A 20404-nucleotide genomic window follows, 5' to 3' on the forward strand; every position below is an offset into this window, starting at 1 on the left:
CCCCACAGGATCGCCATGCGTCCCACCCCCTCCGTCATGGCCGTCTGCGTGTCGGCCCTCCTGCTCACCTCCTGCGGAGTGGGCAGCAGCAGCACCGCGGTGAGCCCCAAGAAGGGCGACGACATCACGCTGGGCCTGCTGCTGCCCGACCGGGACACCAGCCGCTTCGACCGGTTCGACTACCCCCTCATCAAGAAGGAGGTGGCGACCCTCACCCACGGCAAGGGCAAGGTCAGTTACGCCAACGCCGGGGCGAGCGCCGAGCGGCAGAGCCGGCAGTTCGAGCAGATGGTCTCCGACAAGGTGGACGTGATCCTGGTGGACGCGGTCGACGCCAAGGCGATCGGGCCGGCCGTCCGGAAGGCGAAGGACGCGGGCATCCCCGTCATCGCCTACGACCGCCTCGCCCAGGGCCCGATCGACGCCTACGTCTCGCACGACAACGAACTCGTCGGCGAGGTGCAGGGCCGCGCCATCACCGAGGCGCTCGGCGAGAAGGCCGAGACCAGCAAGATCGTGATGATGAACGGCTCGCCCGCCGACCCCAACACCGCGCTCTTCAAGAAGGGCGCGATGGACGAGCTCAACGGCAAGGTCGTCATCGCCAAGCAGTACGACACCCGGGAGTGGCTGCCGTCGGTGGCCAAGGCCAACATGAAGGCGGCGATCACCTCCGTCGGGCTGAAGGACATCGCCGCCGTGTACTCCGCCAACGACGACATGGCGGGCGCGGTCATCGAGGAGCTCAAGGATGCGGGGGCGACCAGAATCCCGCCGGTGACCGGGCAGGACGCGACCCTCGCCGCCGTGCAGCGGGTGGTGTCGGGCGAGCAGTACATGACCGTGTACAAGTCGTTCCTGCTGGAGGCGACCAACGCGGCGCAGATCGCGGTGTACAAGGTGCAGGGCCGCGGCCTGCAGTTCGACGCGCTGATCCGCGACAAGGTCGACAGCCCCACCCAGCAGGACATCCCGTCGCTGCTGGTGCCGGTGGTCGCCCTGACCAAGGAGAACATCAAGCAGACGGTGATCAAGGACGACGTCTACACCGTGCAGCAGATCTGCACCGCCGAGTACGCGGCGGACTGTGCGGCGATCGGCCTCACGTAAGGCCCCGCCGGCCCCCCGGCAGCCGGTCAGGGACCGGTGCGCAGACGTCGTACGACGAGCGCGGTGGCCGTGAGCGCGGTGACCGTGCCGAAGGCCAGATGGACGGCGGTGTCGGCCGGGGTGAAGGACGCCACCGCGTTGCCGAGCACGCTGAGGACGAGCAGGGGCCAGAGAAGAAGGTTCACGGTGCGCTCCAGGTGGACGGGTCGTTTCTCGGTGGTCCCGACGCTACGAGCCGGCACCCGGCCCGCACGATCCAGCGTTCCGCCCGGTCCGGGGTACAGCAGGCTGTACTTTCCGCCTCCCGGCCTGTCCGTGGACCAGCCCTGCGCCTAGGGTCGTTCTCCTCCGGTCCGAGAGGGGTTCGCATGGCCACCGCCGACGTCAAGGGCCTGGTCGTGGGCACCGCGACGACCGCGGCCGCCGCGCTCGGCCAGCTGGTCTCCGGACTCGGTACGGCGGTCCTCGCCCCGTTCGTCCTGCTGTGGCTGGTGCTGGCGCCCGGCGGGGTGCGCGTGCTGCACGCCCTGGCCGGCACGGAACGCGCACGGCTCGCCCGCTGGGGCCCCGAGGTCATCGCCCCCGCACCCCCGCCGACGCGGCTGCGGGACGCCGTCCGCGACTCCACGACCCGGCGCGAACTGCGGTGGCTGGTCCGGCACCTGGCCGTGGGCCTGCCGCTGGGCCTGCTCGGTTTCGTCCTGCCGGTGCTCGCCCTGCGGGACACCGCGTTCCCGCTGTACTGGCCTCTCGCCCCGAAGGACGCCACCGCCACGTCCATCGGGATCGGCGTCGCGCACTCCTGGCCGGACGCGCTCGCGGTGGGCCTGCTCGGCGTCGGCTGGATCGCCATCCTGCTGGGGCTCACCCCTGGCATGGCACGGCTCCAGGCGAACCCTGGGCGCCGGCTCCTGTCGGCCGGACCCGACGACGACCTCTCCCTGCGCGTCGCCGAGCTGACCGCGACCCGGGCCGCCGCACTGGACGCCCACGCCACCGAACTGCGCCGCATCGAACGCTCGTTGCACGACGGCACCCAGAACCGGATCGTCACGGTGACCGTGCTGCTCGGGGCCGCCCGCCGGATGGTGGCCCGCGACCCGGCCGGCGCCGACGAACTCCTGGAGCGGGCCCAGTCCGCGGCCGAGCAGGCACTGGCCGAACTGCGGTCGGTCTCCCGCAGCATCCTGCCGCCGGTGCTCGCGGACCGGGGCCTCACGGGGGCGCTGAGCGGGCTCGCGGCGGAGAGCGCGGTGCCGTGCACGGTCGACGTGGAGCTGCCGCGCCGCTGTGCCGCGTCCGTCGAGGCGACCGCCTACTTCGTCGTCGCCGAGGCGCTCACCAACATCGCCAAGCACAGCGGGGCGTCCCGGGCCACGGTCACCGTCCGCGCCCTGGGCCCCCGCCTGCTGCTGCGGGTCACCGACGACGGCCGGGGCGGCGCCGACGAGCACGGCGGGTCCGGCCTCACCGGCATCCGCCGCCGCGTCGCCGCCCACGACGGCACCCTCCGCCTGGCGAGCCCGCCGGGCGGCCCCACCACCCTGGAGGCGGAACTGCCATGCGGATCGTGATCGCCGAGGACGATCCCCTGCTGCGGGAGGGGCTCGCGCTGCTGCTGCGGGCCGAGGGCCTGGACGTGGTCGGCACGGCCGACACCGCCGAGGGGGCGCTCGACGCCATCGACGCGCACCAGCCCGACGTGGCCATCCTCGACGTACGGATGCCGCCCACGCACACCGACGAAGGGGTCCGCGCGGCCGTCGAGGCCCGGCGGCGCAGCCCGGACCTGGCCGTCCTCGTGCTGTCCGCCTATGTCGAGCAGAGCTTCGCGACCGAGCTGCTGACCGGCGGGGTCGGCGGACTGGGCTATCTGCTCAAGGAACGGGTCGGCCGCGTCGAGGAGTTCCTCGACGCGCTGCGCCGGGTGGCGTCCGGCGGCACCGCCATCGACCCCGACGTCGTCGCCCAGCTGTTCACCCGCTCCCGCGCGGACGTGCGGCTGGAGCGGCTCAGCCCGCGCGAGAAGGACGTGCTCGCCCTGATGGCCGAGGGGCTCGGCAACAGCGCCATCGCGGAACGGCTGTTCGTGACCGACGGGGCCGTGCACAAGCACATCCGGAGCATCTTCGCGAAGCTCGACCTTTCGCCGACGGACCAGGTCGACCGGCGCGTGGCGGCCGTACTGCACTATCTGGAGGACGCGCGGCGACGGGCGTAGTACAGCCTGCTGCACCGGAGTTGGACCCCGTACGGCAATGATCCGCGGAGCCGGCGCTGATGTGCTGGACGCATCACATCAGCCCCTCCGAAGGGAGTCCGCGGTGAGCGTCCAAGCCCCCGTCCACACCGAGACCCGACCGGTCGGCCAGGAGGCCCGCGGCCTGCGCGGCAGCATCCGCCGCCACCCGCTGACCTGGTTCTTCACCCTGGCCTTCGCCCTGAGCTGGGCCGCCTGGACGCCGTACGTCCTCTCCGGGAACGGCCTCGGCGTCTGGCACTTCACCTTCCCCGGCGGCCGTGCGGGCAGCCAGCTCACCGGCGTCCTGCCCGGCGCCTACCTCGGCCCGATCGCCTCGGCCCTGCTGGTCACCGGGATCACGGAGGGCCGCGCGGGCCTGCGGACCTGGCGGGCCAGGATGACCAAGTTCAGGGTCGGCCTGCGCTGGTACCTGGTCGTCCTGCTCGCGGTGCCCGCCGCGCTGACCCTCGCCTCCGTCGCCCTGGGCGGCCGCGGCCCCGCACTGCCGTCCGCGACGATCCTCGCCGCCTATCTCCCCGGACTGCTCGTCCAGATGGTCACCACCGGTCTCGCGGAGGAGCCCGGCTGGCGGGAGTTCGCGATGCCGCGCATGCAGCGCCGGTACGGCCCCCTGACCGCGACCCTCGTCGTGGGCGTGCTGTGGGGCTGCTGGCACCTGCCGCTGTTCCTGACCCAGTGGGGCGGCGGGCCGCATGTCGCGTGGACCGTGCCCGCGCAGTTCCTGGCGATGACGCTCGCGTTCAGCTGCGTGATGACCTGGGTGTTCAACCGGTCCGGCGAGAGCATGCCGCTGGTCATGCTGCTGCACACCGGCGTCAACAACTACCTCTCGATCGCCTGGTCGGACATGTTCCCCTCGCTCAAGGAGAGCGACGCGGCCCTGGCGGTGCTGCTCGCGGCGACGGCGGCCGCGCTGGTCCTGCTGATCGCGACGCGGGGGCGGCTGGGCCTGCCCCGGCGGTGACCCGCCTCCGGTACGGGCTCCCGGCGCCTCCCTCGTCGCCCCGGGAGCCCGTCGCGGTGCATCCCCGGACACTGTTCGTCGCTCGCGGCGGACCGGATGTCGCTGTGGTGCGGCGATTTTCAGCCGGACTCGCCGCTCCCCTTCCCGGAACCGTTCGCGAACCGGAGCGAGATGCGGCGCAGCACGTCCGCGGCGGAGGTGTCGGTACGGCCCTCGTCGTGGACCTCGGCCAGCTGCACGAAGGCGAACGCGAAGCAGTTGGCGATGCTCGCGATGGCGGGACCGAGCTCCTCGACGACGGCGTCCGCGGCGGCGTGTCCGCTCGCGTCGGCGGGGAGGTGGATCCGCGGGAGGGTCTCCACGAGGAGTGCCGAGACGGCCCCGGTCAACGAAGCCTGCCGGTCGGGGTGTTCCCGCACCTGGCGACGCATCTCCAGAGCCTCGGTGAGGATGCCGACGACGTTCTGCATGACCTCGCGTTGTTCCATGACACCGCAGCGTATGTGCTCCACGGAACACGACATGTGATCCAGTGCACAGGAACTCGGCACGGGGGAGCGGAGCGTTACGGGTGTGAGGGAATCAGAGGTGGCGGAACCGGAGCGGGCGCGGATACGGGCCGGTGACCGGGCGGCGTTCGGCGAGCTGTACGACCGGTACGCGCGGTCGGTCTACAACCACGCCCTGCGGCTGACCGGGAACTGGGCGGAGGCCGAGGAGGCGATGTCCGAGACCTTCCTCGCCGCCTGGCGGACCAGGCGGACCGTGGAGCCGGAGGGCGGCTCGCTGAAGCCGTGGCTGCTCGGCATCGCCACGCACAAGGCGTACAACGCCAACCGGGGCGTGCGGCGCAGGCTCGCCTTTCTGGCGCGCAGTCCCGAGCCGCGCCCCGTCGAGGACTTCGCCGAGGAGACCGCGGGCCGCATCGACGACGCCCGGCGGCTCGCGCTGGTGCACCAGGCCCTGGGCCGGCTCCGGAGGCAGGACCGCGAGGTGTTCGCGCTGTGCGTGTCGGCGGGCCTCGACTACCGGCAGGCCGCCGAGGCCCTGGGCGTCCCCGTCGGCACCGTGCGCTCCCGGCTGTCGCGGGCCCGCGCCCGGCTGGCCCGGCTGAGCGCGCAGGCGGAACCGCACGGGGCCCACGGAGAGATGGAGAGTGAGGCCGCGCTCGCGGCCCTGTTCCTGCGGGAGGAGACCCGATGAGCGAGGCCGAGGAACTGCTGTCGACCCCGACGGAATGGGACCTCCCGCCGGAGCGTCACCGTCACTTCAAGGACGTACTGATGCAGCGCATCGACGACGACAACGACCGAGCCGAGAAGCCCCCCGTACGGCGTCGGCTCCTCCGGCCGGCCGTGCTGGTCCCGCTGGTCTCGGCGGCCCTGGCGGGAGCCCTGCTCACCACCCTGACCCCGGGCGGGCAGCCGCCGCGGGCCCAGATCTCCGGCACATCCGCCGCCTCCGCCGCCTCCGGCACCCTCGGCCGGATCGCGACGGCCGCGATGGCGAGCGACGCGGTCCCGGTGCGGGCCGGGCAGTTCGTGTACGTGCGGACGCTGGACCGCTCGGATACGGGGACCTTCTCCGGGCCGGTCAGGCTCGGCGCGCTGCACACCGAGGAGCGCTGGACCGCGCAGGACCCGGGCCCGCTGCGGATCACCGGATGGCTCAGGGCCAGTGGCAAGGACGCGGTCATGCCCGGGCAGCTCATCCCGGTCGACGCCGGCGAGCCCGTCCCGGAGGGCGTCGGCCGTCCCACCTACCGGTGGCTCGCGTCCCTGCCCACCGACCCCGACGCCCTGCTCGCCCGGCTGCGGAAGGAGGCCAGGCCGGCCGAGGACGAGACGACGGACCAGGCGGTCTTCTCCCTGATCGGCAGCCTCATCAGCGGCACGGTCATGCCGCCCGCCAACGCCGCCGCGTTCTACCGGGCGGCCGCGAAGCTGCCCGGCGTGCGCGAGATCCCCGACGCCGTCGACGCGGCCGGCCGGCACGGCATCGCCATCACCCTGGACGACACCGGCTTCGCCACCCGCGACGAGTGGATCTTCGACAGGCGGACCCTGGCGCTGCTCGGCTCCCGTTTCTACCTCACCGACCCGGAGCGGGGCGTCACGACCGAGACGCTGGCCGGCACCAGTGCGGTGATGCGGACCGCGGTGGTCGACGGGAAGGGCGAGGTGCCGGCGCGGGCCGCCGCCCGCTGACGTCCCGCTGATGCCCTCTGGAGCACAATTGCGGGCATGAGCATCGTCAAGATCAACGTACTCACGGTCCCCGAGGAGCAGCGCGAGACGCTGGAGAAGCGGTTCGCCGCCCGGGCGGGGAGCGTGGAGAACTCGGACGGGTTCGAGTGGTTCGAGCTGCTGCGTCCCGTCGAGGGCACCGATACCTACCTGGTGTACACGCGCTGGCGGGACGAGGAGTCGTTCCAGAACTGGATGTCCGGGATGGCGCAGGCCGCGCACGGGGGCGGCGGCGAGGGGGAGCGCCCCCGGCCCGCCGCCTCCGGGGCCACGCTGTGGAGCTTCGAGGTCGTCCAGCAGGCCGCCCCCAAGCAGTGACCCGAGCGGACCCCGGGCATCCGGCCCGGGGTCCCGTGTCCTACAGCGTGACCTGCTTGCCGCCGAAGGTCACCACCAGGCTGCCGTCGGAGGCGAAGGACCAGCCCAGGGCGCCCGCGTAGGTGGCGCAGCGGGAGCCGTTGGTGCCGGACCAGAACTGGTTGGAGCTGTCGGCGTCACCGACGAAGCGGTCGTTGGCCCCGCTGTCGCACGAGGTGTTGCCGCGGAAGACCGAGGTGCCGGTCTCGAAGTTGAAGTTGCGCTGGGTGTTGGCGACGGAGACGTTGCTCGTGATGGTCATCGAGCCGGGGTTGCTGTTGTAGGTGAACCCGTGATGGCCGTTGCGGTAGGCGATGCTGTGCCGCACCGTGTGGTTGACCGCGATGTCGTCGCCGCCGAGCTTGTAGCCGTTGCGGTCGCCGTTGCCGGCCTGGGAGCCGTCGCTGAGGGTGCCGTTGCCGTAGGACAGCGAGTACTCGATGGTCACCGGGCCGATCGCGCCGGTGTCGGTCTTGGTGTAGAGGTCCCAGCCGTCGTCGATGTTGTTGTGCGAGACGGCGTACCGGAACACGTTCCCGGTACCGGTGGTCAGCTTCGCGGCGAAGCCGTCGGCGTCCTCCCCGTCGGAGTCGGCGTTGTCGTGCGACTCGGCGCTCAGGATCAGGTTGTCGGACGGCCACTGGCTCGCCGGGGTGGAGGAGGCGATCCGGCCCAGCTGGAGCCCGGTGTCCCGGTTGAAGCGGGTCACCGTGCGCTCGACGACGTTGTGGCTGCCGCCGATGTAGATGCCGTTGTCCCCGGCCCGCTCGACGACCAGGCCGTAGATCTTCCAGTAGTCGGCGTTGAGCTGGAGGCCCCGGTTGGTCGAACTCTCGCTCTGCGCGGAGAAGTTGAGCACCGGGGTCTCGCCCGGGTAGGCGGAGATCGTGGTGCGGGCGGCGGCGGTGCCGTTGTTGCCGGCCGGGATGGTCACCGTCGAGGAGTAGGCGTACGTCCCTCCGCGAAGGTAGATCGTGCCGCCGGCGGAGATGCGGCTGATCGCCGAGGTGAGCGTGGTGGGCGCGGTCACGGTGCCGGCCGCGCTGTCGGTGCCGCTCGGCGACACGTACAGGGCGCTGCTCGACGGCGGGGTGGTCGTGCCGGAGGTCTCGGCGTCCACGTAGTCGACGTTGGGCAGGCCGTTCACGGTGGTCGGGTTCAGCCGGATCGTGTTGCTGCCCGCGTTCACCGGGACGGTGAGCGTCTTGGTGGTCCAGCCGGTCCAGGTGCCGGTGGACTCGAAGGACGCCGACGAGACGGTCGACCCGTTCACGATGATGGCCGCGGGGCGGGCGGTGGTGGTGCCGTTGGCGAAGCGGACGGACAGGGTCGCCGTGCCCGATGCGGGTGCGGACACGGTGAACTGGGCGTAGGCGCCGGTGGCGTTGGTGCCGTTGCAGAATCCGGTGCCGGAGTAGCCGGCGTACTCGGTCTCCACGGCTCCGGTGCAGATGGCGGGGGAGGTCTCCGCCTCGTAGCGGGTGGTGGCGGCCTGGGCGGTGGTGCCGGACAGTGCGACGAGCGTGCCGGCGATGAGGCCGACGGACGCGATGACTGGTCTCAAGTGCATCGTTCGTCTCCATGGTGTGCGGCGACGGGGGCACGTACCGTTGGGAAGGTAAGCGCTTGCCATGGTCGCGTCAACGGTTGTGTATGTGATCGTTGTTCATGGATGCGAATTGGATACGGTGGGCGGCATGACGCTCTTCGTGAAGATCTGCGGCCTGAGGACCGAGCAGGACGTCGACACGGCCGTCGAGGCCGGCGCCGACGCCATCGGGTTCGTCTTCTCCGACAGCCCGCGCCGCATCGAGCCCGCCCTGGCCGCACGGCTGGCCGCGAGGGTCCCCGAGAGCGTCCTGACGGTGGGCGTGTTCCGCCGCGAGCCCCTCGCCCATGTGCGCTCCGTGGCCGAGGAGTCGGGCATCGGGGCGGTCCAGCTGCACGGGCCCGAGGACCGCGACTACTACGCCGTGCTGGCGACCGGCGGCTGGACCCTGATCCGCGCCGCCGCCTTCGGCGACTCGGTGCCGCGCTGCGGTGAGCTGGGCGAGGACATGCTGCTCCTCGACGCGCCGGTGCCGGGGTCCGGCATCGCGTGGGACTGGTCGCGCAAGCAGGTCGCGGCCGCGGGGGAGAAGTGGCTGCTCGCCGGGGGGCTCACGCCGGAGAACGTGCGAGAGGCGGTGGATGTCACCCGGCCCTGGGGTGTCGACGTGTCCAGTGGCGTGGAGGCGAGCCGGGGGGTGAAGGACCCGGCCCTGATCACGGCGTTCGTGGAGGCGGCGCGGTCGGGGGCGGCCTCGGGCTGAGCCCTCTGGGGTGCGCCGTGGGGGTGCGGGTTCGTTGCCGGGTGCGGGTCCGTCGTGGTTTGTCGCGCAGTTCCCCGCGCCCCTGAGGTGGTGCGGGTTCGCTGCCGGATGCGGCGCCGTCGTGGTTTGTCGCGCAGTTCCCCGCGCCCCCGAAGGGGCGCGGGGTGGTGGTCAGTTCGGTGGGGTCGTCGGATTCTGCTTCAGGGGGACGAAGGCCAGTGCGTCCCAGGCGATCGAGGCGTCGCCGGTGCCGTCGGGCGTGGCCGAGGTCAGGGAGACGCTCGGGGTGCCCTTGAACTCGTACGAACCGAGCGGCACCCAGGTGTTCCTGCCCCCGGTGTCCTGGGAGATCGTCTTCTCCACGACCGTGCCGTCACCGAGGTCGATGCGGTACGTGGCCGACGGGGTGTTGGCCTCGTGGTCGGGCAGGTGCACCATGACCCGGGCCCAGCCACCGAGCTCGCGGTCCGGCGTCCAGGTGCCGGTGACCACCGAGTCGGTGTACGACGGCACCCGCGTGTGGGTCAGCCAGAAGTGCCCACCGAATCCGGCCCCCAGCTGATGGAAGTCGATCTTCGAGGGATGGACGGTCGCCCCGTTCTGCTGCGCCGATCCGAAGGTGAACGTCAGCGTGCCCCGGCTGGTCCAGTTCCGTTGCCCCGCGCAGGGGTTGGTGTCGCCGACCCGGAACCTCACCGTGTTCGGCACGTCGTCCACGATGAGGGCGTTCGCGGGGAGGGTGGAGGCGCAGGCGGCCGGGTGCGGGGCCGCGACCTTGGGCTCGGGGTCACCGGCCTGGTACTTCAGCACCTCGGTGCCGCAGGTGGCCGTGCAGTCGGTCCAGTTCACCGGCTGGTTCCACCAGCACTTGAAGTCGTCCCGCTGGCACGGCCCCTCGGGCTGGGTCGAGCCCTCGACCTTGTGCGGTTTGGTGATGTCGCAGTCGTTGACCGTGGGTTTGCAGAACGTGTCGTGCGCGGGCTCGGCGGCCGGCGCGCCCGCGGGCCAGTCGCCGACGGTGAACGCCCGGACCGTCGCCCCGGTCGCCGGGTTGGTCTTCTGCTGGGAGTAGGCCGCCCAGCCGAGCACCCGCTCCGGGTACGTCCACAGGTTGGGGTTGCGGGCGTCGTCGTAGCCGGAGGACAGGAACATCTTGCGGTCGGCCGGGTAGAGGCCGTTCGCCGGGTTGTTGAACCAGCCCAGGCCCCAGGGAGCGTCCGCGTCGGTCGAACCGGGCGCATTGAAGCCGCTGTTGTAGGCCCACAGCGCGAGCCACCAGTTCTCCAGGTACTTCGGGTCGCCGCCGTTGACGAGCAGCCCCTTGTCGTAGAGCTGGTTCCACTTGTCCTGGAGGATCTGGAGGCCGGCGGCGATGTTGGCCGCGTAGTCCACGGTGATCGCCTGCTGCTGTTCGGCGGTGTAGGCGGTGTCGGCCTTCGCCATGCCGCTGGTCACCTGGGCGATGCCGTAACCGCAGTCCGCCGCGGCCCAGTTGACGGCGTGGACGCTGCCGGCGTTGCCGTAGTAGCCGCCCTGGACGAAGTTGCCGCTCTCGCCCGCTGCCGCGCGGGAGCTCGCCTGGAGGAGGTTGGATTCCTGGGAGAGCACGCCGAGCATGATCTGCGCGGGCACCCGGCCGCCGCCCTTGAGCGGGGTCGACGGGAACAGGCCCTGCGGGGTGTACGACGGGAGTTCGCTGCCGTTCCAGCCGCTGCGGCGGCGCACGTCGAGTGCGCCCTGCACGGCGAGGTCCGTCGCCCACTCGGCCTGGGCGGTCGAGGGCTGGAGCGACTGGAGCTCCGGGTCGTTGCGGGTGACGGCGCAGGCGCGGTCGGGGTCGGTGGTGGAGGTCGCCGGGTCGGTGTCGGCGGAGGACACGCCCCCGGTGGGGTTCACGCTGTCGGTGTGCACCCCGTCGGACAGAGCCGGGGACTGCTCGGAGCCCTGGGCCGCCGCCTTGGGCACGACCTTGAACCCGACACTGCTGTCGCTGCCGGGCAGCACCGCGTCGATGCCGACCGGCTGCGCGACGTCCGCGGCCGTCTTCCGGCCGCCCGCCGCCTCGGTACCGTTGCCGACGGAGGTCAGCGCGAGCGAGCCGGTGGTGGAGACCTCGGCGGAGGCGGGCACGTCCAGCGTCCGCCAACTCTTCGGCAGTGTCGAGTGCTTGACGGCTTTCTCGGCGTCGCGGCCGGTCACGAAGACCCGGCCGCCGTTGCCGTGCACCGCGAGGGCGCCGAGCGCGCCGGAGCCCAGGAGCCGGTCGGAGCCCGTCGAGGTGACCCGCCGGACCTGCACCTTCTTCCCGGTGGGGACCTGGTAGGCGAGCCCGCCGCGCGCGTCCGGCACCAGCCGGAACGGTGTGCCGTCCGTCCTGGCCAGGGTGCTGGTCGCGCCCTTGGCGTCCACCGCGACCACGGAGTCGCCGAGGGCGGCCGCGGTCCCGTCGCCGAAGGGCACGGCGGAGGTGAGCTGACCGGCTACGGTCTGCTGCCGGACCAGCTTCGCCCGCGCGGTGTCGACGGTGAGCAGTTCGGTGGCGTCGCCCTGCGGCCGGGTCAGCACGGCCTGTTCGCCGTCGCCGCAGCCCGGGTTGAACCAGGCCAGGGAGACCAGCTCGGGCAGCTTGGTCACCCGGCCGTCGGCCAGGTCCACCACGGCCGCGAACGCGCCCTGTTGGAAGCCCTGTTGGTCGTTGACGGCCTGCCGGGGCGCGTAGACCACGACCGCACGGTCGCCGGACCCGGTCACACAGGTCTGGCCGATCCACTGGTCGGTGTCGACGCCGGGCTCGGAGAGGGTGGCCGCGGTGTGCCACTTGTAGGCGTCGGCCGCGTCGGCGACGAGGACGTGCAGTCCGGTGCCGTCGCCGTCGTAGGTGACGATCCGGTCGCCGGACTTCTGCCAGCCGGAGGGGAGTTGCGAGGTGTCGAGGAGGTGGTCCGCCGTCGGGGCGGGCGTGGGGTCGGCGGGATCGGTCAGGGCCGCCGAGGCCAGCGGGGCGATCAGGGCCAGCGAGAGCACGGACATCGCGCCGGCCGCCGCTATCCGGCCGCGCCGGCTTTTCGGTACGCGCCAGCGGTGTCTTCCGCCGGTGCTGTCACGGAAAGTACGCAACGAATTCCGTCCGGTAATTCAGGGAAAAGGGTGTGGGAATACCGGCTTTGACGTTCCCCCAGGCCGGTGCGGCGGAAGCTATCAGTCCGGTATGGCCGAGAACGGTGCACCGGATGGCCTACCGGGGGGTATCCACGAAAGCTCCACGAGAATCGACCAACGGTGCCGAACCCTCACCCAGGAGGGCCCGGATCTCCCCGTGAGACCCGGGCCCTCGCACGTTGTCAGCGCAGCGAGCCGATGCGGTCGACCCGCTCGTTCACGCCGTTGCGCAGTTCCGAGAGCGTCGTGCCGGGCGGGGCCACCGTCGGGGTGGACGACGGCGGCTGGGTCTCGTCCGCGCAACTCGCGCCGCGGGCCGGGACCTTCAGGTCCACCAGATACTGCGTGATGGCGTCCGTCGCGCACGCGCTGCGGTTGAAGGCGGTGTGTCCCTCCGCCCGGAAGGTGAGCAGACGGCCGTTGTCGAGCTCACGGGAGAGGGCCACCGCGTCCTGGTACGGGGTGTCCGGGTCGCCGGTGTTGCCGATGACGAGGATCGGCGCGGAGCCCTTCGCGTGGAAGCCGCCGCCGTAGCGGCTGGTGTGCTCGCCCTTCCACTGCACGCACGCCGTGGCGTGCTGGTGGTCGTAGGTGGGCGGCCCGTACGCCATGGCCGGGCCCAGCAGCGGGGCCAGCCGGGCGTTGGTGGTGACCTGGCGCTTCAGCAGGGCCGGGTCGCTCGGGTACTTCTTGTCGACGCACTCGACCGCGACGTTCGGGTTGAGGAAGTCGAAGCTGGCCGGGGACGGCGGCCGCAACAGGAACGAGGTGCTGTCGCGGAGCTGTGCCTTGCGCAGCGCCTCGCCGAAGGAGGGCCAGATGACCTTGCCCTCGTTGATGTTGAACATCAGCCGGTAGACCAGCGTGTAGCCGTTCGCCAGGCCCCCGTTGGCCGTCGGCACCGGGTTGGCGTCCAGGTCGGCCTTCAGCTTCTCGAACGCCCCCCGCGGGTCGCCGTCGCCGAAGCCGCAGGTGGCCTGGTCGGCCTTGCACCAGTCCAGGAAGCGGCCCATCGCCCCGTCCAGGGCGAGGTACTGCGGCCGGTCGTAGGCGTAGGGCCGGTTCGTGTAGTGCTCCGGGTCGTAGGCGCCGTCGAGCGCGAGCGCGCGGACCCGCTTCGGGAACATCGCGGCGTAGACCGTACCGATGTAGGAGCCGAACGAGCGCCCGTAGTAGGTCAGTTGCTCCTCGCCGAGCGCCTGGCGCAGCAGGTCGATGTCCCGGGCCACGTACTGGGTGCCGACGTACGGCAGTAGGTCGCCCGCGTTGTCCTGGCATGCCTGGTCGAAGTCGGCGGCCTGCCGGACCGCGGGCTCGTAGGCGTCGGGGCCGGGGACGCCCTTGGCGGCGGTCACGGCGCTGGTGTAGGCCGGGTCGTCCCAGCACACGACCTGCGAGCTGCGGCCGACGCCCCGCACGTCGTAGCCGAACACGTCGAAGTCGTCGCGCAGTTCGTCCGGCAGGTCCGCGTGGTTGTTGCGGACGAAGTCCACTCCGGAGTTGCCGGGGCCGCCGGGCTGCAGGAACAGCGTTCCCTTGCGGTGGGAGGGGTCGGCCGCCGGCTTGCGTATGACCGCCAGGGTGATGGTCCTGCCCTGCGGATCCCGGTAGTCCAGCGGTACCTGGGCGTTCGCGCACTCGAAGCCGCCCTGACAGTCCGACCAGGTCAGGGTCGGCACGGTCGGGGCGGGCAGGGTCCCGGTGTCCTGCGCGGCCGCCGGGAGCGGAAACGCGGTACAGGTCACGGCGAGCGCGCTCACCGCGGCTCCGGTGAGTGCGAGTCGTCTGAACTTCACTTGTCTTGTTCCCCCTTGGGCTGGTCAAGCCTCAAAGAACTGGTCCTCTCACAGAGAGAACACAGCGAAACCCGCGGACCGGTTCCCGCCGCCCCGCCCTCCTCCTGCCGTCGTCCCGCCACCGCCCCGCCGTCGTCCCGGGGTCCCATCCGGGCCCGGCCGCGTACTGCGTTCCGAGTACGGGGGATTGTCGGCAGGCGCACGACGACGCCGGGGCCCTCGTCCCGGCAGCCTGGAGCAACCGTCCGGCACCAGATGTGGAGACCCTCGCCGTGGCTACTTTCCTCTACCGAGTGGGCCGCCTGGCCTTCCGGCGACGCTGGTACGTCGCCCTGGTCTGGGCGGCCGTCCTGGCCGCCGTCGGACTGGGTGCCCTGAAGGCGCCCGGCGCGGCCGACGAGGGGTTCTCGATGCCGGGCATCGAGTCCCAGAAGGCGTTCGACCTCATGGAGGAGCGCTTCCCCGGCGCCACGGCCGACGGCGCGACCGCCCGCGTCGTCTTCGTCGCGCCGAGGGGCGAGAAGGTCACCGCCGCCGAACACAGGAAGGCCGTCGAGGACACCGTCGCCCAGCTGGCCGACGGCTCGCAGGTCGCGTCCGCCGTGAACCCCTTCCAGGCCAAGGCGGTGAGCAAGGACGGCACGACGGCGTACGCCACCGTCACCTACAAGGTCGCCGCCGACGATTTCACCGACGCGAGCAAGGCACAGCTGCGGAAGGCCCTCGACGAGGCCCGGGACGCCGGGCTGACCGTCGACGCGGGCGGCACCGCCATGGACGACCGCGGCGGCGCGGGCGGCGCGGCCGAGGTGATCGGTGTCGCGATCGCCGCGGTCGTCCTCCTCGTCACCTTCGGCTCGCTCGCCGCCGCCGGACTGCCGCTGCTGACCGCGATCATCGGCGTCGGCGTCAGCATGGCCACGATCCTCGCCCTGTCCGACGCCCTCGGCCTGTCCACCACGACCGGCACCCTGGCGATGATGCTGGGCCTCGCCGTCGGCATCGACTACGCCCTGTTCGTCGTCTCCCGCTACCGCGAGGAACGCGCCAAGGGCCGGGCACCCCAGGAGGCGACCGCCCTCGCGGTCGGCACGGCCGGCTCCGCGGTCGTCTTCGCGGGCCTGACCGTCGTCATCGCCCTCGCCGGACTCTCCGTGGTCGGCATCCCGATGCTCACCAAGATGGGCCTGGCCGCGGCCGGCGCGGTCGTCGTCGGCGTACTGATCGCGCTGACCCTGGTCCCCGCGTTCCTCGGCTTCTGGCCGAACGCGGTCCTCAGCCGCAGGGCCCGCAGGAGCGGCCGCGTCGAGCAGGAGCGCAGGGACAACGGCGGCACCCGCTGGGCCCGGTTCGTGCTGCGCCGCCCGCTGCCCGTGCTGATCCTCGGCGTGCTCGGCCTCGGCGCGCTCGCCCTGCCGATGACCTCCCTCCAGCTGGGCATGCCCGGCGACGAGGCCAAACCGGCCTCCACCACCGAACGCCGGGCCTACGACGCGCTCGCCGAGGGCTTCGGCCCGGGCTTCAACGGCCCGCTGACCGTCGTCGTGGACGCGAAGGGCGACGACGACGCCAAGGGGGCGGCCGCGACGATCGCGAAGGAGGTGGGCGCGACCGAGGGAGTCGTGTCCGTCTCCCCGGCCCGCTTCAACGAGGCCGGCGACACCGCCGTCTTCTCGGTCGTGCCGTCCACCGCGCCGACCGACGAGAGGACCAAGAACCTGGTCACTACGATCCGCGGCGAGCGCCCCGGCGTCGAGTCCGCGACCGGCGCCACCTTCGAGGTCACCGGCACCACCGCCCTGAACATCGACATCTCCGAGAAGGTGCAGTCCGCGCTGGTGCCGTACCTGATCGTCGTGGTCGGCCTCGCGATCGTGCTGCTGCTGGTGGTCTTCCGGTCCCTGCTCGTCCCGCTGAAGGCGGCCCTCGGCTTCCTGCTCTCCGTCCTGGCCGCCCTCGGCGCGGTCGTCGTGGTCTTCCAGGAGGGCCACGGCTCCGGACTGCTGGGCGTGGAGACCACCGGCCCGATCATGAGCCTGATGCCGATCTTCCTGGTGGGCATCGTCTTCGGCCTCGCCATGGACTACGAGGTCTTCCTGGTCTCCCGGATGCGCGAGGCGTACGTCCACGGCGAGACGGCCGCCCAGGCGGTGACCTCCGGATTCCGGCACAGCGCCCGCGTGGTCGTGGCTGCCGCCCTGATCATGATCGCGGTCTTCGCCGGGTTCATCGGCGAGAGCGACTCCATGATCAAGATGATCGGGTTCGGCCTGGCCGCGGCCGTCCTGCTCGACGCCTTCGTGGTCCGGATGGCGCTCGTCCCGGCCGTGCTCGCCCTGCTCGGCGACAGGGCCTGGTGGCTGCCGAAGTGGCTGGAGAGGGCCCTGCCCCGCGTGGACGTCGAGGGCGAGGCGCTCACCCGGGCCGCCGGCCTGCCGGAACCCGCGCCCGCCCCCCAGGAGGCCGCGCGCGTCTGACCCGGCTCCCACCAGGGGCCGCCCGTGTCCTACGACGCGGGCGGCCCCCTTCGCTCACCATGGGGCCCAGGCCCACCCACCGGAGACCACGATGACCACCAGCCCGGAGCGGCGCTACACCGACCGCCTGGAGGACTTCTCGGAACGCCACGCCTTCCTCGTCGACCTCGCGCTGGCCCTCGCCCTGCTGGGTTCCGCGACGCTCGGCGCCTCGCTCACGCTGCCCGGCGCCGAGCCGCCGGCCGACGACAGGCTGGCCGTGGTCCTCATGGGCGTGTCCTGCCTCGCCCTGCTCCTGCACCGCACCCACCCGCGCACCACGGTCGTGGTCAACGCGCTCTGCGCCACGATCGTGATCGCGCAGGGATACCTCCTGACGCCCCTGCTGCTGGGACCGGTCATGGCCTCGCTGTACTGGCTGGCCACGCTCACCGGGCGCAGCACCATCCGCGCCTACGGCCTGCCGACCATGGTCGTGCTGACCCTCGCCGCGGCCTTCTCGGACTCCATGAACCATGTGGGACTCCTGCTGAGGACCATCGGTCCGGTGTTCTGGCTGATGCTCCCGCTGGCCGCCGGCACCATGACCCGGCTGCGGCGCGCCTACCTCGCGGCCACCCAGGCCCGCGCCGACCACGCCGAGCGCACCCGGGAGGAGGAGGCGCGGCTCAGGGTCACCGAGGAACGCATGCGGATCGCCCGGGAACTGCACGACGTCGTCGCCCACCACCTGGCCCTCGCCAACGCCCAGGCCGGCACCGCCGAACACCTGGCGCTGACCAACCCGCCGCAGACGCAGCGGATCCTGCACGACCTCACCGGCACCACCTCCTCCGCACTGCGCGAACTGAAGGCCACCCTGGGCCTGCTGCGACAGACCGACGACGAGGGCGCCCCGCTGGAACCGGCCCCCGGACTCGCCCGGCTGCCCGAACTGGTCTCCTCGTGCGCTTCGGCGGGCATCACCGTCACCGTCACCACGGAGGGCGAACCGCAGCCCCTGTCCCCGGGCGTGGACCTGACCGCGTTCCGGATCGTGCAGGAGGCGCTCACCAACGTCACCAAGCACGCGGCCACCCAGACCGCGCACGTCCGCTTCGTCTACGACGGCTCACGCCTGCTCATCACGGTCACCGACGAGGGCCCGCCCACCGCGGCCGCCGGGCCCGCCAAGGGGTTCGGCGTCATGGGCATGCGCGAACGCGCCCACTCCGTCGGGGGCGAGCTGCGGGCGGGACCGCGCCCGGAGGGCGGCTTCGAGGTGCGCACGGCGCTGCCGCTGCAACCGTCGGTGAGCGGGGACGAGGGGACCTGAGAGGGACGGTGCGGTGGGGCAGTGGCCGTCCGGGGTTCACCGGGAGGTCGCCGACCGCCGGACCCCGGCCCGTAGGGTGGCCGGCATGGCTGACGTGGATCTCGACAGGGCCCTGGAGGTCGCGACGGAACTCGCGGCCTGGGCGTCGGAGACGATCCGGCGCCCCCGCGACCCGGGTGCCGAGGTGCGGGAGAAGGACGGGCCCGCGGACATCGTGACCGCCACCGACGAGGCCGTGGAGACGCACACCCGCGAGGTGCTCCGCCGGGCCTTCCCCGACCACGGGATCGTCGGCGAGGAGTACGGCACCACGGAGGGCTCCCCGGGCGCCCCGCACTGGGTGGTCGACCCCGTCGACGGCACCACCAACTACGCCCACGCGCTGGGCTGGTGCTCCTTCTCCCTGGGCCTGGCTGCCGCCGACGGCACCCCGCTGCTCGGCGTGGTGGCGGACCCGTGGCGGGGCGAGACGTTCACCGCCGTCCGGGGCCGCGGGGCGTATCTGAACGGCACCCGGGTGCACGCGGCCGCCCACACCACCCTCACCGGCCACCTCTTCCTCACCGAGTGGGCCGCACACGCCCACTGGCCGGGCCTGGACACCCTCCTCGCCGAACTCGCCGACCGGCACTGCACGGTGCGCGTGATGGGATCCACGGCGCTCTCCCTCGCGCAGGTCGCGGCGGGCCGCGCGACCGCGGCGGCCATCGGCGGCTTCCACGCGGTCGACGGCCTCCCGGCCCTGCTCATCGCGCGGGAGGCCGGAGCGGTGGCCCTGCCCGAACTCCCCTTCCACAACCAGCCGTTGCTGCTCGTGGCCCCCGGCGCCGCCGAGGAGACGGCGGCCCTGTGGCACAGCTCGGGAGCGGCGACCGGCTGACGTCTTCCGTCAGGGAGGTATCAACAGGCCGTCAGGAGAACATACTTCAGCAAGCGGGCTCGGAGAGCGGGCTCGACTCCGACGGGGAGCGGCTTGATGCGTGTCGATGGTGCGGGACTTGGCAAGGTCCAGGTACGGCTCAAGTGGGATCCGAGTCCTTACGGGGAACCGGCCCGGCATCTCGACATCATCGCCGCGACCTACCCGGCGGGTGACCCGTACGGGCGGCCCGAGTACGTCGTGCACACCGAGAGCCGCTCACCGGACGGCACCATCAACATGACCCGGCACAGCGAGACCGGCCTCGGCCTCGGTTACGTCGAGGTGATGGAGCTGGAGTTCGAGCGGCTGTCGTCCGCCTACGGCCGGGTGGTCGTCGGCGTCGCCATCCACCAGAACGGCGTCCCCCGCACCTTCGGCGACCTCTCGCACGCCGGGGTGCTCGTGGTCGAGGGCTACCGGCAGCTGCTGTCCGACGACTTCGCGACGGTCGCGGACGCCACGATCGCCGAGTTCACCAGGGACACCTCCGGCGCCTGGCACTTCGCCCAGCTGATCCACGGCTTCGAGAGCAACCCCACGGGCTTCATGGCAGAAATGGGCACGCTACGCAGCTGAGCCCAGCCGCCCTGATCAGGACGGCCCGCAACCGGAGACGCTCGACGGCCTGCCGCAGCCCCTGCCGACGGCCCTCGGGCGAGCACCACGTGGCAGACGCGCAGCGGGCAAGGCCAGGCAACCATCAGGACCCGCCGTCAACCGGAGGCGCCCGACGTCTCCCGTAGACGACCTGCCGCAGCCCCTGCCGACGGCGTCGGTCGTCGGATCCCGCGGCTCGGGGGCGCTGGCTGACAGCGAGCTGGCGGCGCCGGTCGATGACCTGCGCAGACCCGTGCGGCAGCACTGTCTCCGGCCTCGCCACCGCCGCCGGATCCCGTCGCCCGCCCCCCTCGCAGCGGCCCGGCAGGTCGGCCAGCCGCTCAGGAGCAGGGCGGTCTCGGTGCCGACCCGTGCCATGCCGGCGGGATGTTTTCGTGGCCCCGTGTGGACTCGACGCGCCGCGCCGGGGCATTCGATCCGGTAGTCGGTGGGTGCTCGGGACAGGGTGTGACCAGGCACTCAGGGATGTCGGAGGCGTTCCCGGCCGGGGCCTCCGCGGCGCGCGGCCCGTTGCGTGTTCGTATCGGTCCTGGACAGAGGGCGCGGGCCGGGCGGCCGTAGGCGCATACTGAGGAGGATGACAAAGCCTGCTGCACCGAAGCGTCACTTGCCCACCAGCCCCTTCAAGGCACCGGTCGCACCCGCTCCCAAGCACTTCGCCGTGGGCGACCAGGTCACACACGACATGTACGGTCTCGGCCGCGTGATCGGCGTCGAGGACGGAATCGCGGTGCTCGTCGATTTCGGCTCGTCGCAGATGCGGATCCTGAGCCCGTACTCGAAGATGACCAAGCTGTAGAAGAAAGGACCCCCTCTCATCGATCTGACCTCGCTGTTCTCCGCCCCCGAAGGGCAGCCCCAGCGC

At 72.2% G+C, this 20404-nt stretch carries 18 protein-coding genes; 13 read left to right on the forward strand and 5 right to left on the reverse strand.

The genetic code is table 11. The features are described 5' to 3' along the window. Positions 1–15 precede the first annotated feature (15 nt). Positions 16–1110, forward strand: a complete 1095-nt coding sequence (locus tag EHS43_RS13860; RefSeq protein ID WP_185806237.1) for a sugar ABC transporter substrate-binding protein — start codon at positions 16–18, stop codon at positions 1108–1110. 26 nt (positions 1111–1136) lie between these two features. On the opposite strand, the gene EHS43_RS46420 is transcribed toward EHS43_RS13860, so the two are convergent. Continuing rightward, positions 1137–1295, reverse strand: coding sequence for a hypothetical protein (locus EHS43_RS46420; protein ID WP_167347980.1), 159 nt, complete (start codon positions 1293–1295; stop codon positions 1137–1139). Positions 1296–1478: 183 nt separating this feature from the next. Between EHS43_RS46420 and EHS43_RS13865 the strand changes: the two genes are divergently transcribed. The 3 genes from EHS43_RS13865 to EHS43_RS13875 all read left to right on the forward strand — a co-directional run bounded on the left by EHS43_RS13865 (position 1479) and on the right by EHS43_RS13875 (position 4337). Further along, positions 1479–2684: a sensor histidine kinase gene (locus tag EHS43_RS13865; RefSeq protein ID WP_125191072.1), complete on the forward strand. Its 1206-nt coding sequence runs from the start codon at positions 1479–1481 to the stop codon at positions 2682–2684. Continuing rightward, positions 2672–3331 carry a response regulator transcription factor gene (locus tag EHS43_RS13870; protein ID WP_125191073.1) on the forward strand — a complete coding sequence of 220 codons (660 nt, stop codon included), beginning with the start codon at positions 2672–2674 and terminating at the stop codon, positions 3329–3331. The genes EHS43_RS13865 and EHS43_RS13870 overlap by 13 nt, the downstream gene beginning before the upstream one ends. Positions 3332–3434: 103 nt before the next feature. Continuing rightward, positions 3435–4337, forward strand: a complete 903-nt coding sequence (locus tag EHS43_RS13875) for a CPBP family intramembrane glutamic endopeptidase (RefSeq protein WP_125191074.1) — start codon at positions 3435–3437, stop codon at positions 4335–4337. Positions 4338–4456: 119 nt separating this feature from the next. Here EHS43_RS13875 and EHS43_RS13880 read toward each other — a convergent pair whose 3' ends face one another. Further along, positions 4457–4825 (reverse strand): hypothetical protein, encoded by a 369-nt coding sequence (locus EHS43_RS13880; RefSeq protein WP_125191075.1) that lies wholly within the window; start codon positions 4823–4825, stop codon positions 4457–4459. Between the two features lie 85 nt (positions 4826–4910). Between EHS43_RS13880 and EHS43_RS13885 the strand changes: the two genes are divergently transcribed. From EHS43_RS13885 to EHS43_RS13895, 3 genes are read left to right on the forward strand one after another with little or no spacing between them, the layout of a single operon-like run. Then, complete coding sequence (locus tag EHS43_RS13885) at positions 4911–5540, forward strand: RNA polymerase sigma factor (protein WP_125191076.1); 630 nt, start codon at positions 4911–4913, stop codon at positions 5538–5540. Further along, entirely contained in the window at positions 5537–6544 is a 1008-nt protein-coding gene (locus EHS43_RS13890; protein ID WP_125191077.1) for a CU044_5270 family protein, read from the forward strand. Before EHS43_RS13885 ends, EHS43_RS13890 begins: the two co-directional genes overlap by 4 nt. 36 nt (positions 6545–6580) lie before the next feature. After that, a complete protein-coding gene (locus EHS43_RS13895) occupies positions 6581–6901 on the forward strand; it encodes an antibiotic biosynthesis monooxygenase (protein WP_125191078.1) in 321 nt (106 codons plus the stop codon). 40 nt (positions 6902–6941) lie between these two features. Here EHS43_RS13895 and EHS43_RS13900 read toward each other — a convergent pair whose 3' ends face one another. Further along, complete coding sequence (locus EHS43_RS13900; protein WP_185806239.1) at positions 6942–8510, reverse strand: carbohydrate-binding protein; 1569 nt, start codon at positions 8508–8510, stop codon at positions 6942–6944. A 127-nt stretch (positions 8511–8637) separates the two neighbouring features. On the opposite strand from EHS43_RS13900, the gene EHS43_RS13905 reads away from it, so the two are divergent. Next, complete coding sequence (locus EHS43_RS13905) at positions 8638–9252, forward strand: phosphoribosylanthranilate isomerase (RefSeq protein WP_125191079.1); 615 nt, start codon at positions 8638–8640, stop codon at positions 9250–9252. Between the two features lie 171 nt (positions 9253–9423). Here the strand turns inward: EHS43_RS13905 and EHS43_RS13910 are convergent, their stop codons facing one another. Both EHS43_RS13910 and EHS43_RS13915 read right to left on the reverse strand, forming a co-directional pair. Beyond that, positions 9424–12282 carry a transglycosylase SLT domain-containing protein gene (locus EHS43_RS13910; protein WP_125191080.1) on the reverse strand — a complete coding sequence of 953 codons (2859 nt, stop codon included), beginning with the start codon at positions 12280–12282 and terminating at the stop codon, positions 9424–9426. Positions 12283–12593: 311 nt separating this feature from the next. Further along, positions 12594–14207: an alpha/beta hydrolase gene (locus EHS43_RS13915; protein WP_125191081.1), complete on the reverse strand. Its 1614-nt coding sequence runs from the start codon at positions 14205–14207 to the stop codon at positions 12594–12596. 272 nt (positions 14208–14479) lie between these two features. Here EHS43_RS13915 and EHS43_RS13920 point away from each other — a divergent pair, with 272 nt between their 5' ends. From EHS43_RS13920 to EHS43_RS13940, 5 genes are all read left to right on the forward strand, one after another. Then, positions 14480–16684 carry an MMPL family transporter gene (locus EHS43_RS13920; RefSeq protein WP_125191082.1) on the forward strand — a complete coding sequence of 735 codons (2205 nt, stop codon included), beginning with the start codon at positions 14480–14482 and terminating at the stop codon, positions 16682–16684. A 91-nt stretch (positions 16685–16775) separates the two neighbouring features. Beyond that, positions 16776–17999, forward strand: coding sequence for a sensor histidine kinase (locus tag EHS43_RS13925; RefSeq protein ID WP_125191083.1), 1224 nt, complete (start codon positions 16776–16778; stop codon positions 17997–17999). Between the two features lie 85 nt (positions 18000–18084). Next, a complete protein-coding gene (locus EHS43_RS13930; RefSeq protein WP_185806240.1) occupies positions 18085–18879 on the forward strand; it encodes an inositol monophosphatase family protein in 795 nt (264 codons plus the stop codon). Positions 18880–18975: 96 nt separating this feature from the next. Continuing rightward, a complete protein-coding gene (locus EHS43_RS13935; protein WP_125191084.1) occupies positions 18976–19497 on the forward strand; it encodes a TerD family protein in 522 nt (173 codons plus the stop codon). A 619-nt stretch (positions 19498–20116) separates the two neighbouring features. After that, a complete protein-coding gene (locus EHS43_RS13940) occupies positions 20117–20338 on the forward strand; it encodes a hypothetical protein (RefSeq protein ID WP_037706913.1) in 222 nt (73 codons plus the stop codon). The last annotated feature ends 66 nt before the right edge of the window (positions 20339–20404 follow it).

It is taken from the genome of Streptomyces sp. RP5T, assembly GCF_003933965.1.
Classification (GTDB): Bacteria; Actinomycetota; Actinomycetes; order Streptomycetales; family Streptomycetaceae; genus Streptomyces.

Coding starts and splice junctions, on each gene's coding strand:
- EHS43_RS13900 (WP_185806239.1), bottom strand. CDS start 8,510: ATGCACTTGAGACCAGTCATCGCGTCCGTCGGCCTCATCGCCGGCACG.
- EHS43_RS13940 (WP_037706913.1), top strand. CDS start 20,117: ATGACAAAGCCTGCTGCACCGAAGCGTCACTTGCCCACCAGCCCCTTC.
- EHS43_RS13930 (WP_185806240.1), top strand. CDS start 18,085: ATGGCTGACGTGGATCTCGACAGGGCCCTGGAGGTCGCGACGGAACTC.
- EHS43_RS13935 (WP_125191084.1), top strand. CDS start 18,976: ATGCGTGTCGATGGTGCGGGACTTGGCAAGGTCCAGGTACGGCTCAAG.
- EHS43_RS13865 (WP_125191072.1), top strand. CDS start 1,479: ATGGCCACCGCCGACGTCAAGGGCCTGGTCGTGGGCACCGCGACGACC.
- EHS43_RS13925 (WP_125191083.1), top strand. CDS start 16,776: ATGACCACCAGCCCGGAGCGGCGCTACACCGACCGCCTGGAGGACTTC.
- EHS43_RS13895 (WP_125191078.1), top strand. CDS start 6,581: ATGAGCATCGTCAAGATCAACGTACTCACGGTCCCCGAGGAGCAGCGC.
- EHS43_RS13905 (WP_125191079.1), top strand. CDS start 8,638: ATGACGCTCTTCGTGAAGATCTGCGGCCTGAGGACCGAGCAGGACGTC.
- EHS43_RS13890 (WP_125191077.1), top strand. CDS start 5,537: ATGAGCGAGGCCGAGGAACTGCTGTCGACCCCGACGGAATGGGACCTC.
- EHS43_RS13860 (WP_185806237.1), top strand. CDS start 16: ATGCGTCCCACCCCCTCCGTCATGGCCGTCTGCGTGTCGGCCCTCCTG.
- EHS43_RS13910 (WP_125191080.1), bottom strand. CDS start 12,282: ATGTCCGTGCTCTCGCTGGCCCTGATCGCCCCGCTGGCCTCGGCGGCC.
- EHS43_RS13880 (WP_125191075.1), bottom strand. CDS start 4,825: ATGGAACAACGCGAGGTCATGCAGAACGTCGTCGGCATCCTCACCGAG.
- EHS43_RS13870 (WP_125191073.1), top strand. CDS start 2,672: ATGCGGATCGTGATCGCCGAGGACGATCCCCTGCTGCGGGAGGGGCTC.